Origin of the sequence: Gluconobacter japonicus (assembly GCF_002723975.1) — a bacterium.
GTDB classification, from domain to species: domain Bacteria; phylum Pseudomonadota; class Alphaproteobacteria; order Acetobacterales; family Acetobacteraceae; genus Gluconobacter; species Gluconobacter japonicus.
The window spans coordinates 112,287-127,107 of the sequence record NZ_BEWO01000001.1; the positions used below are offsets into that span (position 1 = coordinate 112,287).

Below are 14,821 nucleotides of genomic sequence, written 5' to 3' on the forward strand. Positions count from 1 at the left end.
ATGCCTGACAAACGATCCGGCTCATGGCAATCAGACAGCCATGAGCCGCTTCCCTATCCCCCCTTCCGTTGCCATCATTGGCGCAGGTCCTGCCGGACTGTTCGCTGCCGAATACCTTTCAGCTCACGGATGCCGGGTCGATGTCTTCGAACAGATGCCAAGCGTGGGGCGGAAACTACTTATGGCGGGCAGAAGTGGCCTGAATCTGACCCATTCCGAACCCCTGGATCACTTTCTAACGCGCTATGGCGCGGCACAGAGCTGGCTGTTTCCTGCGATACACGATTTCCCGCCGGACCAATTGCGCGAATGGGCAGACGGGCTAGGACAGCCTTGTTTCAGCGGCAGTTCCGGCCGTGTCTTTCCCAGAAGCATGAAAGCCTCCCCGCTCCTGCGCGCATGGCTGGCGCGTCTCGCAAAACAGGGCGTCACCATCAGGACCCGCCATCGCTTTACGGGATGGGGGGATAGCAAACACATCCGCTTTGAAATTCCAGAAAGTACTGTCGCCTTCACCCCCGATGCCGTTCTTTTGGCTATGGGTGGCGCAAGCTGGTCCCGTTTGGGATCAGACGGAGAATGGGCTGATCTGTTTGCCGCCGAAACAGCCCCCTTCGCCCCCGCCAACTGCGGATTTACGCCCGACTGGTCACAGGACTTTTTGCACAGGCACGAAGGCAACATCCTTCATTCAGTCGGCTTGTCCTTCGAGAACGAGAAAACCCGCGGAGACCTGACAATTACTGCGCGTGGCCTGGAAGGGTCTGCCCTCTACGCACTCTCAGCACGCCTGCGGGAAGCGATCGCCAGAGACGGCAGCGCGACCATTCTACTGGACCTGCGCCCCACCCTCCCTGAAGACGCAGCCCTGAAACGACTGCAGGCCCAGCGCCCACGGGAAAGCCTCTCCAACCGTCTGCGAAAGGCATTCGCGCTGGACAGCACAGCCCGCGAACTCCTGCGCGATGCAACCCCCAAAGACGCCACGCCGCATCAACTGACGCACACCCTCAAGGCGCTTCCAATCACTCTGACCGGAACAGATACGCTGGATCGCGCCATCTCTACAGCGGGCGGATTACGGCAGGATGCGCTGGACGAGCATTTCATGATCCGCTCCAGACCCGGCGTTTTCGCTGCCGGAGAAATGCTGGACTGGGAGGCGCCGACCGGAGGCTATCTCCTGCAGGGATGTTTTTCCACCGGTCTTGCCGCTGCAAAGGGCGTCCTTGGGTGGCTAGAATCGTCAGTTTCGGGTATCGCGTGAGCCCATGACATCCATCGTTCTCGGACAGGGCCGCGACGGCTCAGACACCTGCATTGATTTGCCGGAACTGCTGGCTACGCGCCTGCTGGTTCAGGGCAACTCCGGCTCGGGCAAATCCCATCTTCTACGCCGCCTGCTGGAACAGACCGCAACACTCGTCCAGCAGATCATGATCGACCCGGAAGGCGACTTCGTCACTCTGGCGGAGCGCTATGGCCATCTGGTGATCGACGTTGAAGACCAGTCCGAAGCCAGCCTCCGTGCTGCGGGTGAACGCGTCAGAGCCCATCGTGCATCGGTTGTCCTCAATCTGGAGCAGGTAGAAGCCGAGATGCAGCTTCGTGCGGCCGGAGCGTTCCTCAACGGTATGTTCGAGGCGCCGCGTGCGCACTGGTATCCGGCCCTCGTTGTCGTGGATGAAGCCCAGCTTTTCGCACCTGTCGCCGGGGGTGACACTTCCGATGAGGCTCGCCGTCTCTCGCTGGGGGCCATGACAAACCTCATGTGCCGTGGCCGTAAACGCGGTCTGGCCGGCGTCATCGCTACCCAGCGTCTCGCCAAGCTGGCCAAGAACGTTGCAGCCGAAGCATCAAACTTTCTGATGGGCCGGACCTTCCTGGATATCGATATGGCCCGCGCCGCTGATCTTCTGGGAATGGAACGTCGCGCTGCAGAGTCTTTCAGGGATCTAGCGCGCGGACAGTTCATGGCTCTTGGTCCGGCACTGTCGCGTCGGCCAAAACTTCTAACCATTGGCCCGGTAGAAACAGCCAGCCATAATACCGGCCCAGTACTGGTTCCTCTGGAACCCGTCGTGGCCGAAGATCTGCGGGACATCATTCTCGAACCCGTTCATGAGTTCTCACCCCGCCCTCGTCGGGAGACGCGCCCGCCACCACCTGATCTGCTTGCGCAACTTGATGCCTATGGTGCAACTCGCGAAGCTGAAGAGCCTGCAGCCACAGCGGACCTCACGGAGGTTGATGCCACACAGCTCTGGGATATGGTTTCTGGCGTCGCATCTGAAGACGGCGCAGACTACAAGCCGCTTGCTACATTGTATCAGGACTTCCAGTTGCGCGCCCGTATTCAAGGCCTGTCACGCAACATTCTGGATCTCGGACGCTTCCAGCGTATCCTTGCCACCATCCGCGCAGGTCTGGATCAGGAAAGAGCAGAAAGCGAAGACTGGCAGAAAGCCGAAGCTATTGCGGCAACGCTTCCTGAAGATGTTCAGGGTGTCTTCCTGTTGTTGGCCCGCACCGCGCTCGATTCGGAAACCTGCCCGGACGATGATGCTCTGGCCCGTGCCTATGGCACCCATTCTCTGGGGCGTGCCCGCCGTCAGCTCGCTTATCTTGAAGAAAGAGAAGTCATAGTATTGCAGGAAACCCCGTTTGGACGTCGCGTCGCAATCGTAGGCCTAGGCTGGCAAACGGCGTCATAAAACTGTCACGCCACCTTCACATGAGGTTCACACACATCTCGAAGTATTGCGCTTAGGTTCCGCCCGTTTCGATTCTGGCTCGTTACGGGAAAACCTCCATGCTTTCAAAGTCCAAGCGCAACAAAGGGTTGCTCTTTCTGTTCTGTTCGCCACTGGCCGTCTGCATGGCGCTGCCGTCCGCTCATGCCGCTGATGCGGCCAAAACAGGCCGGAAGCATGCAGCATCCCATAAAGCCGCAGACGTAGCGGGCGGTTCCGAACAGCTTGTCATCACCGCCAAGCGCACCCGTTCCGAGCAAACACTGGGACGCGTTCAGATGCAGCGCATCCTGCCAGGTATTAACCCCATCAAGGCCCTCCAGATCCTGCCAGGTGTTGTGTTCAACAACGCTGACCCATGGGGCAACAACGAGCAGAACTCTTCCCTTTACGTGCATGGTTTTGCCAAGGAACAGCTTGGTTACACGCTGGATGGTATCCCGCTCGGCGATCAGGCTTACGGCAACTACAACGGCCTGTCTCCGCAGCGCGCCTCCATTAGCGAAAACATCGGATCGGCCTCTATCGCCACAGGTGCCGGTGGTCTTGGCACAGCCTCGACGTCGAACCTCGGCGGCACCATGGAATTCACGACGCAGGACCCGCTTCACAAGCGCGGTGCCCAGATCGAACAGGTTTTCGGAAGCTGGTCCACATTCCGCACATTCGCGCGTCTCGATACGGGTGAGTTTGGCAACGGCAACTCAGCTTACGTTTCCTTCGCCCGTCAGGATGCCCGCGCGTGGGACTTTGCCGGTCATCAGGGCGGCTATCAGGTCAATGCCAAGTTCGTTCACCACGGCGCGCATGATCATTTCTCCGCATTCTTCGACTGGTCCCAGAAGGTTGAGCCGAACGAAGACAGCGTGACCCTGCCGCAGGGTTACGGCACATATGTGCGTCCGTTCACATATCCCAACTTCAATTACGCAAAATCCTATATCAACTCGGCAGCGTACAAGAATGCGGGCCTGAACTATCGTAACTACTACTCCGCTGCCCAGCGCGAGGATTTCCTCGCCTATGCCAAGTGGACGCATGATTTCAATGCCAACCTGCACTGGGACAACTCGATTTATTATCATCATGATCTGGGCGAAGGCGTCGTCGCAGGTCCGATCACCGCAGCGGGCCTGCCGACGCTATTCGCAGCCTATTTCCCTGGTCAGGATCTCAGCTCTGTTTTCGGTGGCTCTGGCTACGCAACCCGTACAACGGAATACTGGGACAATCGTGGCGGCCTGATCTCCACGCTGCGCTACCACCTCGGCAAGCATTCCATCGAAGTGGGCGGATGGTATGAGCGCAACAACAACACGCAGGCCCGTCGCTGGTATCCGCTGGACGCCAACAACCCAACCACACCGTATGAACGTCAGCAGAACGCCCTGATCGACCAGTACACGAACAATTTCTATACCAATACGTTCGTGACGCATCTTCAGGACAACTGGCAGATTTCCAAGAACTTCTCGCTTGCTGCCGGCTTCAAATCCGAACTGGTCTACACAAACGGCACTCTGCCTGTTGCTGCAAAAGCCGGCTCCCTGTCTCCGTCCTATGCCGTCACTGCTCCGGGTGGCACGATTGCAGCCGAGCGCCCGTTCCTGCCGTCCTTCGGTGCCGTCTGGAACATTACGCCGAACGAGCAGTGGTTCGCCAATATTCAGGAGAACATGCGCTCCTTCCAGGACGCAGGTTACGGCAACGCCACCCCCTGGGGTGCTACCAGCCAGGCTGCTTTCGAGGACTTCAAAAAGAACGGCAAGCCGGAAACCTCATGGACTTACGAAACCGGTCTGCGTGAACACCGCCAGATTCATCTTGGCCCGCTAACGTCCATCGAAGGCCAGGTTTCCTACTACCACGTTCACTTCTCGAACCGTCTGCTGGCCGTCGCCACCACCCAGACCCTGTCCTCCATCATTGGTTCCGCCACCACACTGGCAAACGTCGGCTCCGTCACGACCGATGGTATGGACTTCTCCTTCACATCCCACTTCGGCGACCATTTCTCGCTCTACAACGGCCTGTCCTACAACAAGTCCACCTATAACGACGACTACAAGACCGGCACGACGACAATCCGCACGGCTGGCAAGAACGTGGTCGGCATGCCGGCATGGTCCGAGAAGTTCGTGTTCAGCACCAACTGGGGCAACGCTTACGGCCAGTTCATCGGCGTCGTGACCGGCAAGCGCTACGCGACCTACACGAACGACATGTACGCTGCTCCTTTCGCGCAGTTTGACATGAACGCTGGCTACACGTTCCATGGCATTCCGCACATTGCAGCTCTGCGCGTTCAGGGTAACATCACCAACCTGACCAACACCCGCGCGTGGTCTACCATCAACGCGACCCAGACCTCCGGTCAGTTCAGTGCCTTCCCGGTTGCCCCGCGCAGCTTCTTCCTGACTCTGAACGCCACGCTGTAAGGACTGCTCCATGCTGACGCGCCGCCGCACTCTGGGCCTGCTTTCCGCAGCTCTCCCTGCCCTTCACCTGAGCCGCTCCGCAAAGGCGGCTCCTTCCCTGGCTCCAAAGCCATTGGTGTTTGCCCATCGTGGCGCGTCCGCCCTTCGTCCTGAACACACTCTTGGTGCTTATGCCAAGGCCATGCTGGACGGCGCCGATTTCATCGAACCCGATCTGGTCATGACTAAGGACGGCCATCTGGTCGTCCGCCATGAAAGCAACATTGCCGATACCACGGATGTGGCGGATCATCCGGAATTCGCCGACCGCAAGAAGACCGTTACCATCGACGGCCAGAAGCAGACCGGCTGGTTCACCACGGATTTCACTCTCGCAGAACTCAAGACCCTGCGTGCCCGTGAGCGTCTGGCCACCCTGCGCGTCCATAACACCCGCTACAACGACCGCTTCGAAATCCCGACTTTTGAGGAAGTCATTGAGATTGTCGCTGCACAGGCTGCGGCTACCGGAAAGACCTTCGGTCTGATCCCGGAACTCAAGCACTCCACGCATTTCCACAGTCTGGGCCACGACCCTGAAGCGATCTTCCTGAAGACCATTGCGGCGCACGAATACACCCGTCAGGCACCGCTCGAAATTCAGTCCTTTGAGACGGCCAATCTTGCCCGCATCCGCGATCAGGCCCTCGCGATCAACCCTCAGACCCGCCTGATGCTTCTGATGGGTGAGCGCAAACAAACTCCGCCCGATCTCGCCGCAGCAGGTAAAACAACCACTTTTGGTGATCTGATGACACCGGCTGGACTTAAAGACGTCCGCCGTTACGCAGACGTCATCGGCCCATCCAACACGGATCTGATCCCGCGCGACACCAAGGGGGCATGGCTCGAACCCAGTACGCTCGTTGATGACGCTCACCGGGCTGGACTGCTCGTTCATTCCTACACGGCCCGTCCGGAAAACTATTTTCTTCCAGCCCAGCTGCGCAGTGATGCGGGCCCGGCAGCCCGTAATCCAGCCGGTATGATTGCAGAAGTCCGCCGGTATCTGGACATGGGCATCGACGGCTTCTTCACGGACGATCCGGCACTGGGCCGCCAGGTTGTTGATATGACCTTTTAACCCACTCTTTTCCGCGCCCTGAACAAGCGGTGTCCGATCAGCCCCTCACCAGCCGGCAGATCAGACACCGCTTTTTTTTATTCTGACCCAGATCCTGTCGACAAAGACGGATGACGTTTCAATTTTGTCAGTTTATGTCTTTTTGTATGAAATTATTTCATTTTAAGCCTTTGAATGGTGCAATCCTTTCCAGCCGTACAGCCATAAGGCTGCGAGGACGAGTTTCCGCAATATCGGCCTTTATCACTGCGATAATGCTTGGAATAACGCCCGCCGCCCGTGCCGCGTCTATAGATGCCTTTACAGCAGATATGGTTGAACAGGTGCCAGGTGCACCCCCGACTCTTCACGTCGAAGACAATTACGGAATTTTCGAAGCACTGGCTCACGGGGATGAAACCCGCCTCCAGTTTATCCAGACTGAACTGGCACATCTGATCCAGAGAGAGCCAACATTCTCCCATAAGACTATGCTGGGCTTCTGCCTGAGTGCTATTGCCCGCCTGCACGGGGATTATGACACCAGCAATCTGATTCTGAAGACCATGGCCAGCAAACTGGGACCGATTGGTGACCCGGAGAAAACCGTTAATCCGCTCGATTTCATGATTGAGCAGACTCTGAGCGGAAACCTGCTTTTGCAGGGCCACATCCGCGCATGGGCACTTTCACAGGAACAGATCGAACGTCAGTATTTCAAGCCTCTCCGTGCATATTACCATATGCCCATCCTTGAGTTCAGCAATGCACAACCCATGACACTCAGCGTCTCTGCTGAGAGCATTCCAAACCAGGTTGTACGGTTGCCATTTCTGGATACGGTCAATTTCAATACAGCCCGTTCCAGTTTCACTCAGCAGGGTGTCAAAGCAGCGTCTACAAATGTCACCCTAGATGGAGAGACTGTTCCGGCGCTGATTGGCACCGGTACACTGACAGGTCTTCTCCCGGAAAAATTTGCTCGTGCACATAAACTACGGATCATCGGTCACTCCGATGCCATATCGGACGGGTCAAGCCCCCGATACTCCGGAAACTTCGTTGTTGTGCCTTCACTTGTCATTGGCAAAACCGTTTTCCTGAACCAGCTTTTCGCTATCTCCCAAGACAACGAAGTCGTTATTGGCCTGCAACAACTAAGCCAGCTTCGACACGTCACCATAACGCGCGACGCCATGACCTATGGCCTGCATGCGCCATTCCAGTGCACGACCGATCTTGTGACGGCCTCCATAAGAGCAGGATATGCAAGCCAGTGGCTTCTCCCTCTTCAGCGGGGAACACGGTCTGAATGGGCCATGGTCGATACTGGGGATAACAACGAAACGGTTCTGCATATCCGGACATCACATTTGCCCACTGACGCGTCCAATGCAGTCAGCCGTGAGTTTTACGACAGCGCTGCCGGGCGTCAGTCCAGCCAGATGGTGACAGTTCCGACAACCTTTTCGATAGGTTCTGTCTCCATTATCGATCAGGCCCGATACACTCTTGGCGCCACAGGTAGCATTCCCCCTGCCCTCACTTACGGCCTACTCAAATACGGATCGCTTCAATTCGATTGGCCAGAACACAAGGCCTGTTTCAATTAAAACATGTCTGGAATGATGAAAGCCGCCCATGATCGGCTTTCTTTCCGCTACTTCTCCAGAAACAGTTTCTCTGAAGGAAGCAGCATGGCTTATCGAATTCTTGCTTTTTTCGTCCTGATCCTTGCCTGTCCAACCGTTGCATCCGCAGCCTGCACGAGAGATGCCCTTCCCATGTCGCTCCCCGTTCAGCGCATGGACGAGCGCCTGCAGGATCTGGCTCACAAAACGGGATGTTTTATTCAGGTAGATCTCGCCTCTCTTGAGAGACTGAAGGCGCCAGCTCTATCAGGCACCCTGACAGCCAGACAGGCGTTACGGCAGTCGCTCAAGGGAAGTCGCCTGAAGTCTCGGTTTGTGAAGGATCATTGGCAAATTACATCAACACGCAGGTTGGACGATCACACCATTCATGATTCTTTCGTCCAACCCTGGTAGCTTCAGTCTCTAGCTGAGTTTAAAATGCTCGATGATTGCCTTGTTGAAGGCAGGGAGGTCATCCGGGCAACGGGAGAATACATAGGGTCCGTCTGTCACGACTTCCGTGTCCACCCAGTCCGCGCCAGCATTCTGAAAATCGGTTTTGATCGCCGGCCATGACGTCACGGTTCGACCGCGCAGTTCATTAACTTCAATCAGCGTCTGCGCGCCATGGCAGATCGCAGCAATCGGCTTATTGGCTTTTACGAACTCCTTCACAAACGCCACAACATCTTTGTTCATGCGCAGGGCATCCGGAGACGCCAGGCCGCCCGGAAGTAGAAGGGCATCGAAATCCGAAGCCCTCGCATCTGCAACGGCCAGATCTGCATGGATTTTGTTCGACGGATAAATATCCTTATTAACGGCCTGAAATTCACCCGCTTTCAAGGAAATGACCGTGACGGTCGCACCTGCTTTTTGCAAAGCTTCCTTCGGGGATGTCAGTTCGATTTCTTCAAGGCCATCCGTGGCCAGTGCAGCAACTTTAACCATGTTTCCGGTCCTTTCATGAAGAAAGGGCAGCCACTCATAGGCTGCCCGGCTGAACCTCAGACGTTGAGGTAAATTGTTTTGGTCTGCACATAGGCTTCAAGACCGTGCTGTCCGTCTTCACCGCCGAGGCCGCTTTCCTTGTAGCCATGGTGGAAGCCCTGCGGCGCTTCACCGCCCGGACGGTTCACATAGACCTCACCGAACTCCAGTTCGCGGGTCATGCGCAGAATGCGGCCCAGATCTTTCGTGAAAAGATAGGCCGACAGCCCGTAACGGCAATCATTGGCCCAGGCGAGCGCCTGATCAAAATCCTTCACCTTGATGAGAGACATAACCGGGCCGAAGACCTCGTTATGAACGATGTCCATATCTTGCGAGACATTCGTCAGCAGTGTCGGTGCATAGAAATAGCCTTTGTCGTACACGCCACCCGTCAGACGCTTGCCGCCGGTTTCCAGCTTTGCACCCTGCCTGACGGCCTTTTCCACCATTTCATGAACTTTCTTCAGTTCATCTTCGCTGACCTTTGGCCCCATATCCGTTTCCGGATCTGTCGGTAGCCCGACCTTCAGGTCAGCGATCTTCTGACGAACCTTCTGAACAAACTCGTCATAGACCGCTTCATGAATGTAAGTCCGCTCATTGCAGGTGCAGACCTGCCCCGTGTTCATGAAACGGGACTGCACGGCGGCCTCGGCCGCTTTTTCCAGATCAGCATCTTCCATGACGAGGAAAGGGGCCTTACCGCCCAGTTCCAGTCGGACTTCCTTCAGCGTCTCCGCCGCCGCTGCCATGATCTTCTTACCCGCAGGCGTAGAACCCGTCATGGTAATGAGCTTGACGTCCGGATGTGCCACTAGTGGAACACCAACTTCCGGCCCGTCGCCCGTGACAATATTCACCACGCCCTTGGGAATTTTCGCTTCCTCAACCAGCTTCGCCAGATGAAGTGATGCGAGAGGTGTCAACTCGTGGGGCTTCACGACGATCGTGTTGCCAGCGGCGATGGCAGGACCAATCTTGCGCGCACAAAGCGCCAGCGGGAAATTCCATGCCGTGATGGCACCAATGACGCCCAAGGGAACACGGTCAATCAGGATCTTCTCATCCGGCGTGCTGCCGGGAATGATTTCGCCCTGAAGCCGCAACGTATTTTCGGCGGCAAACCTTAAAAGCCCGATCGCAAAATCAACCTCAACACGAGCCTCCTTGAGCGGCTTGCCCATTTCAGATGTGATGATTTCAGCCAGCTTCTCTTTGTCCCGTTTCACGAGATCCTTAAGAGCGTGCACGTAGTCCGCACGTTCAGTCGCTGTCTTGCGGCTCCAAGCAGGAAATGCAGCCTTGGCAGCAGCAACCGCCCTGTCGAGATCTGCTTCTCCACCCCGGGCAGCCTGCCCTACCGTTTCTTTGGTTGCAGGGTTCTCGACGGAAATCCATTCACCGGTTTCCGGAGCGACCCATTCATTATTGATAAAAAGATCATATTTCGGTGCCATTGACTGCTCCTGTATTCAGGGCGACGCGTCTTGCGCTGTATTGTGTCAGACGCATGAGACCGCCACCGGTTCAGTCCATGACCGAAGACTGACAAAGAGCATTGGTTATTAAAAGTGATGATAAATCAGCTTATCATTCACTTTATGTAAGCATCATATCAAAGCTTGCAGACTATTCACAAACATCTGACCAAGCGGTCCCAGACCAGGCTCGCGCCAGACGGCATAAATATCGCTGCCTTGCAGATCCTCTGGATACAGCACGTTGACTTGCTCACACCGCTTTGCCTGCAACGTTGAAAGGACACTTTGAGGAATGCAGGAAATCCCCAATCCAGCTTCCACGCAGGCCAGAATGACATCATAGGATTCAATGGTGTGAATAAGCCCTCCACCAACGCCCCCCTGCTCCAGCCAGGCCTCGAAATACCGCCGGTACAGACAGTCCGTGTTGAACAGGAAAACCGCCTGACCAGAGCGTAAAATGTCCTGATTTTTTGGCAAAACAATTGCCAGACGCTCGCAAAAAGCAAAAGCACTGCTCATCATCGGATGTTCGATCGGCCCGTCTGTCAAAGCCAGATCGATTTCCCCATCCATCAGCATCCGCTCAAGCGTATCTGTTGGACGGATCAGCATCCTGATTTCTACACCCGGCGCTGACGCCAGAAACCTAGGAACGCGGTCCGGCAGATAGGTCTTCAGCGCCACATCCAGTGCCCCGACTGTCAAAACACCCTTGGGCGATCCCTCGGAAAACAGGTCCGTCAAGCCTCGGGCCTGATCCACGACCGCCTTCGCCCGCTGATGAAACAATCGCCCTTCCGGCGTCAGAAACAATCGGTTCTTTTCGCGGGTAAACAGGTCCTGCCCCAGCAGTTGCTCCAGTTCCCTCAGGCGCGCTGTTACGTTGGACGCCACACAGTTCAGCATGCGTGAGGCTGCCACCACTGTCCCCGTTTCAACGACCGCACAGAACATTTCAAGCTGGGCAAGACGCAACGGATTCATGGGCGGATTTTTCCTCAGCGACGGACTCTTATCCCCAGATTCATGGAACATCTCCGGGGACGTCCCTGTGGATCATTTATGAGGAACTGGGGATCACTTTAGAAAGGGCAGCTTTCCTGCGGAGTCGCACGATGAGCGTATCGAGAGCGGAAAGAAACCGGCTTCGATCCGCTTTCCCGAAAGAGGGATTGTAGGTGTTCACGGTGCCGGTTTCGCGCAGATCATGCATCAGATCCCGCATAGCCGAGACCATTCCAACCGAGCGTTCATCAATCTCTTCGCCATTCGGTCGAAGAACTGCCGCGCTCTTATCCAGACACCGGACGGCAAGCGGCACGTCATTGGTCACGACGATATCGAACGCCATCGCCTGTTCCGCAATCCAGTCATCCGCAACGTCGGGACCTTCCGGCACCACAACGCGCTCGATCAGAGGCGACTGGGGAATATTGATCCAGCGATTGGCAACAACAAGCGTCTGGAGGCCATAACGGCCTGCCACACGGTAGATTTCATCTTTTACAGGGCAAGCATCCGCATCAACCAACAGCCGCATGAAGTTCTTTCTGGTTTTCTTCGTCACGAAATTGCTGGATCAGTTTTTCCAGTACCACATCAGGATGATCTTCACCGCAGACATGAATAACCGGCTCATCTTCTCCTGGTTCTTCAAATGTGGCCAATTGGCTGGGCAGCAGGCTGGCCGGCATGAAGTGACCCTTTCGATGGGTCATGCGATCCGCCAGCACCTTCGGGTCAACACGGATATGAATAAACTCGACGGGGAGGTCCCGGCGGAGCTGTTCACGATAAATGCGCTTGAGAGCAGAACAGGTCAGAACAGCGCCGTGCCCTGCGTCGATCTCCTTGCTCAACCAGTCACGACACAGTTCAAGCCACGGCTTGCGATCTTCGTCCGTCAGCGGCTGCCCGGCACTCATTTTGTCAACATTGCTCTGGGGATGGAGCGCATCCCCTTCTTGAAAATGCCAGCCGAGACGGGTGGCAAGGCCGGTGGCAATCGTTGTCTTGCCGGTCCCGGAAACTCCCATCACGACCAGAAATCGGGGCCTAATCCCTATGGTTCCCATCGCTCCACTCCCTGTTCTGTAGCAACCAGAACTTCAGACGCCATGTTCAGGAACATGCCGTGTTCCACCACGCCTACGATCGCGTCTATCTGGCGCGCCAGTTCTTCCGGGTCCTCGATCGGACCGAACGTGCAATCCAGAATCATGTTGCCGTTGTCACTGACAAACAGGTTTCCGTCACGGTCGGTCCGCGGCTTGACGCCCTTGGCACCGCAGGCTGACAACCGTTCTGCCGTGCATTCCCAACCAAAAGAAATCACTTCCACGGGAATTGGGGCACGCTCGCCAAGGTGATCAACCGGCTTGCTGCCATCCACAATGACGACGAATTTCTTCGCGGCCTGTGCAACAATCTTTTCCCGCAGAAGTGCTCCGCCAAGGCCTTTGATCAGGTGCAACGGCCCACGCTGGACTTCATCCGCCCCATCAATGGCAATATCGAGCCGACGATGAGCCGCAAAATCCGTCAGTGGAATACCGGCTTTCTTCGCCTTGCGGGCACTGTCTTCGGACGTTGGAATCCCCACAATGTGAAGACCTTCCGTGATCCGCTCACCCAGTCGCTCGATCATGTAAGTCGCAGTGCTGCCCGTTCCTAGGCCGACAACCATCCCGCTTTTGACCATATCTGCTGCTTGCCGGGCTGCGGTACGCTTGTGGATTTCCATATCCGAACTCATGCCGCGTCTCCCGTTGCGGCACGGTCAGCCAGAATGACAATACGACCTTCACTGATCACATTCGCGGACGGGAGGCTCTTATCTCCGTCCCGCAGACGCTTCAGCATCTCAACCTTGGAGGCACCGGTCACAAGGAAAACCACCAGAGCGCTGGAAGCGATCGCCGGATATGTCAGTGTAATGCGTTCATGCGGTGCAGTCTTCGGAGCCGCCGTTCCCACCCATGCCGTCTTTTCCTGCAGCACAGGCTCACCTGGAAACAGCGAGGCGGTATGACCATCTGTTCCCAGACCCAGCATCACGAGATCAAAAAGCGGACGAGCCGGATCAAGTCTGGTCGCGCCATAGGCCGTCTCAAGCGTCTTCTGGTAGGCCTTCGCATCGGTTTCGACAGTTGAACCTGTCGGCATTGGATGAACATTGCCTGCCGGAACCGGCACGTGGCTGATCAGCACAGACTGTCCAACCGCATGATTGCTGTCCACGTGACCCTCGGGAACATGCCGCTCATCTCCGTAGAAGATCTCGACGCGCTCCCAGGGAATACGCTTTGCAAATTCCGGTTCGGCCAGGAGTTCAAACAGGCGCTTGGGCGTTGATCCACCAGAGAGGGCAACACGGAATTTTCCGTCCGTTTTGGCGAGAACACCTTCTACCAGAAGATCCGCCATTCTAAGGGCGACTGCTTCTGAATCAGGCAGTGTTTCCAGCGTTGCTGTACGGATATCGCTCGTCATGTGTTGCGGACCCTTGGCAGAATGTAACGCTCGACAGCTTTGGCCCAGCCATCGCGTTCATTGGTGTCTGTAAAAACCTGGGCAGCGGCTCTTACGTCTTCTTCAGCCTGCCCCATCGCAATACCCAACCCTGCGACGGAGAACATCGGCAGGTCGTTATGGGCATCCCCCAGGCAGGCCACTTCATACGGCTCCATGCCATGGGCGCGGGCCAGTTCACGCACGGCTTCGCCCTTGTTGGCAAGCGCAGGCGTAATGCCGAGCAGCATTTCCGAAGAACGCCGCACACTTGCCTCACCCCGGAGCATGGCCGCCAGTTCCGTTTCGACACGCTGAAGCAGATCGTAGTCGTTGCTAACGCCCATGACTTTGCCGATCCCGTCGAATTCATGACGAAGATCCGGCACCTGATGTGGCGTCAAACCGGTAATGCGGCGTTCATGCTCCACAAACGGTGTCGCGACGTCACTGACCATCCAGTAGGACTGCCGCAAAAGCCAGGTCTCGATCCCATGGACATGCAGCATGTCATGCACCACGGAGAGAACATCCCGGGAAAGGACACGGCTGACCGTTGGTGTTCCATCCGGCGCAAAAATAATGCCACCGTTGAAACCAGCGTTTTGACCGCTCAAGCCGAGTTGTGAAATGTATTTTGTCATCGCAGCCGGTGGCCGCGCACTTGCCAGACAGAGCGGAATACCGCGCTTCTGCAGCTCCTTTGCCATCGCCATCGTAGAGGGAGCGATTGTCTTTTCCGGTGTCAGGAGCGTTCCATCCATATCGGAAACAACCATCCGGATCGTATCCGGCATTGGAGGAAGTTCCGCGTGAATGGTATCGAGATCAATGGACATGCAAGCCCCTGTCGGTCGGCCATATTGAATGGGGGAATGAGCATACTGCGCTCACTCCCCCTTGCCCA

Annotated in this window: 14 protein-coding genes; 6 read left to right on the forward strand and 8 right to left on the reverse strand. The window is 56.4% G+C overall.

Features of this window, described 5'->3' with window-relative positions; translation table 11 throughout:
• The first annotated feature begins 40 nt into the window (after positions 1 to 40).
• From GJA01_RS00545 to GJA01_RS00570, 6 genes are all read left to right on the forward strand, one after another.
• Positions 41 to 1,267, forward strand: a complete 1,227-nt coding sequence (locus GJA01_RS00545; RefSeq protein WP_062505472.1) for a TIGR03862 family flavoprotein — start codon at positions 41 to 43, stop codon at positions 1,265 to 1,267.
• 4 nt (positions 1,268 to 1,271) lie between these two features.
• Entirely contained in the window at positions 1,272 to 2,714 is a 1,443-nt protein-coding gene (locus GJA01_RS00550; RefSeq protein ID WP_023944935.1) for an ATP-binding protein, read from the forward strand.
• Between the two features lie 98 nt (positions 2,715 to 2,812).
• Positions 2,813 to 5,191 carry a TonB-dependent receptor gene (locus GJA01_RS00555; protein WP_062505413.1) on the forward strand — a complete coding sequence of 793 codons (2,379 nt, stop codon included), beginning with the start codon at positions 2,813 to 2,815 and terminating at the stop codon, positions 5,189 to 5,191.
• Between the two features lie 10 nt (positions 5,192 to 5,201).
• Positions 5,202 to 6,314, forward strand: coding sequence for a glycerophosphodiester phosphodiesterase (locus GJA01_RS00560; protein ID WP_062505412.1), 1,113 nt, complete (start codon positions 5,202 to 5,204; stop codon positions 6,312 to 6,314).
• A gap of 254 nt (positions 6,315 to 6,568) precedes the next feature.
• On the forward strand, positions 6,569 to 7,906 hold the full coding sequence (locus tag GJA01_RS00565; RefSeq protein ID WP_099282249.1) for a retropepsin-like aspartic protease: 1,338 nt from the start codon (positions 6,569 to 6,571) through the stop codon (positions 7,904 to 7,906).
• Positions 7,907 to 7,990: 84 nt separating this feature from the next.
• Entirely contained in the window at positions 7,991 to 8,341 is a 351-nt protein-coding gene (locus GJA01_RS00570; RefSeq protein ID WP_253783432.1) for a hypothetical protein, read from the forward strand.
• 9 nt (positions 8,342 to 8,350) lie between these two features.
• On the opposite strand, the gene GJA01_RS00575 is transcribed toward GJA01_RS00570, so the two are convergent.
• From GJA01_RS00575 to GJA01_RS00610, 8 genes are all read right to left on the reverse strand, one after another.
• Positions 8,351 to 8,878 carry a type 1 glutamine amidotransferase domain-containing protein gene (locus tag GJA01_RS00575; RefSeq protein ID WP_062505409.1) on the reverse strand — a complete coding sequence of 176 codons (528 nt, stop codon included), beginning with the start codon at positions 8,876 to 8,878 and terminating at the stop codon, positions 8,351 to 8,353.
• Positions 8,879 to 8,934: 56 nt separating this feature from the next.
• The gene (gene aldA / locus GJA01_RS00580; RefSeq protein ID WP_062505407.1) at positions 8,935 to 10,377 is read right to left on the reverse strand and encodes an aldehyde dehydrogenase; all 1,443 of its coding nucleotides are present in this window, start codon (positions 10,375 to 10,377) and stop codon (positions 8,935 to 8,937) included.
• Positions 10,378 to 10,530: 153 nt separating this feature from the next.
• Positions 10,531 to 11,388: a LysR family transcriptional regulator gene (locus GJA01_RS00585; RefSeq protein ID WP_062505405.1), complete on the reverse strand. Its 858-nt coding sequence runs from the start codon at positions 11,386 to 11,388 to the stop codon at positions 10,531 to 10,533.
• A gap of 76 nt (positions 11,389 to 11,464) precedes the next feature.
• Positions 11,465 to 11,944 (reverse strand): YaiI/YqxD family protein, encoded by a 480-nt coding sequence (locus tag GJA01_RS00590; RefSeq protein ID WP_062024393.1) that lies wholly within the window; start codon positions 11,942 to 11,944, stop codon positions 11,465 to 11,467.
• Positions 11,928 to 12,479: a gluconokinase gene (locus GJA01_RS00595; RefSeq protein WP_062505403.1), complete on the reverse strand. Its 552-nt coding sequence runs from the start codon at positions 12,477 to 12,479 to the stop codon at positions 11,928 to 11,930. Before GJA01_RS00595 ends, GJA01_RS00590 begins: the two co-directional genes overlap by 17 nt.
• The gene (rpiA, locus tag GJA01_RS00600) at positions 12,467 to 13,159 is read right to left on the reverse strand and encodes a ribose-5-phosphate isomerase RpiA (RefSeq protein WP_010501129.1); all 693 of its coding nucleotides are present in this window, start codon (positions 13,157 to 13,159) and stop codon (positions 12,467 to 12,469) included. Before rpiA ends, GJA01_RS00595 begins: the two co-directional genes overlap by 13 nt.
• Positions 13,156 to 13,896, reverse strand: a complete 741-nt coding sequence (pgl, locus tag GJA01_RS00605) for a 6-phosphogluconolactonase (RefSeq protein ID WP_062505402.1) — start codon at positions 13,894 to 13,896, stop codon at positions 13,156 to 13,158. Before pgl ends, rpiA begins: the two co-directional genes overlap by 4 nt.
• Complete coding sequence (locus GJA01_RS00610) at positions 13,893 to 14,753, reverse strand: Cof-type HAD-IIB family hydrolase (protein WP_062505400.1); 861 nt, start codon at positions 14,751 to 14,753, stop codon at positions 13,893 to 13,895. Before GJA01_RS00610 ends, pgl begins: the two co-directional genes overlap by 4 nt.
• Positions 14,754 to 14,821: the final 68 nt, after the last annotated feature.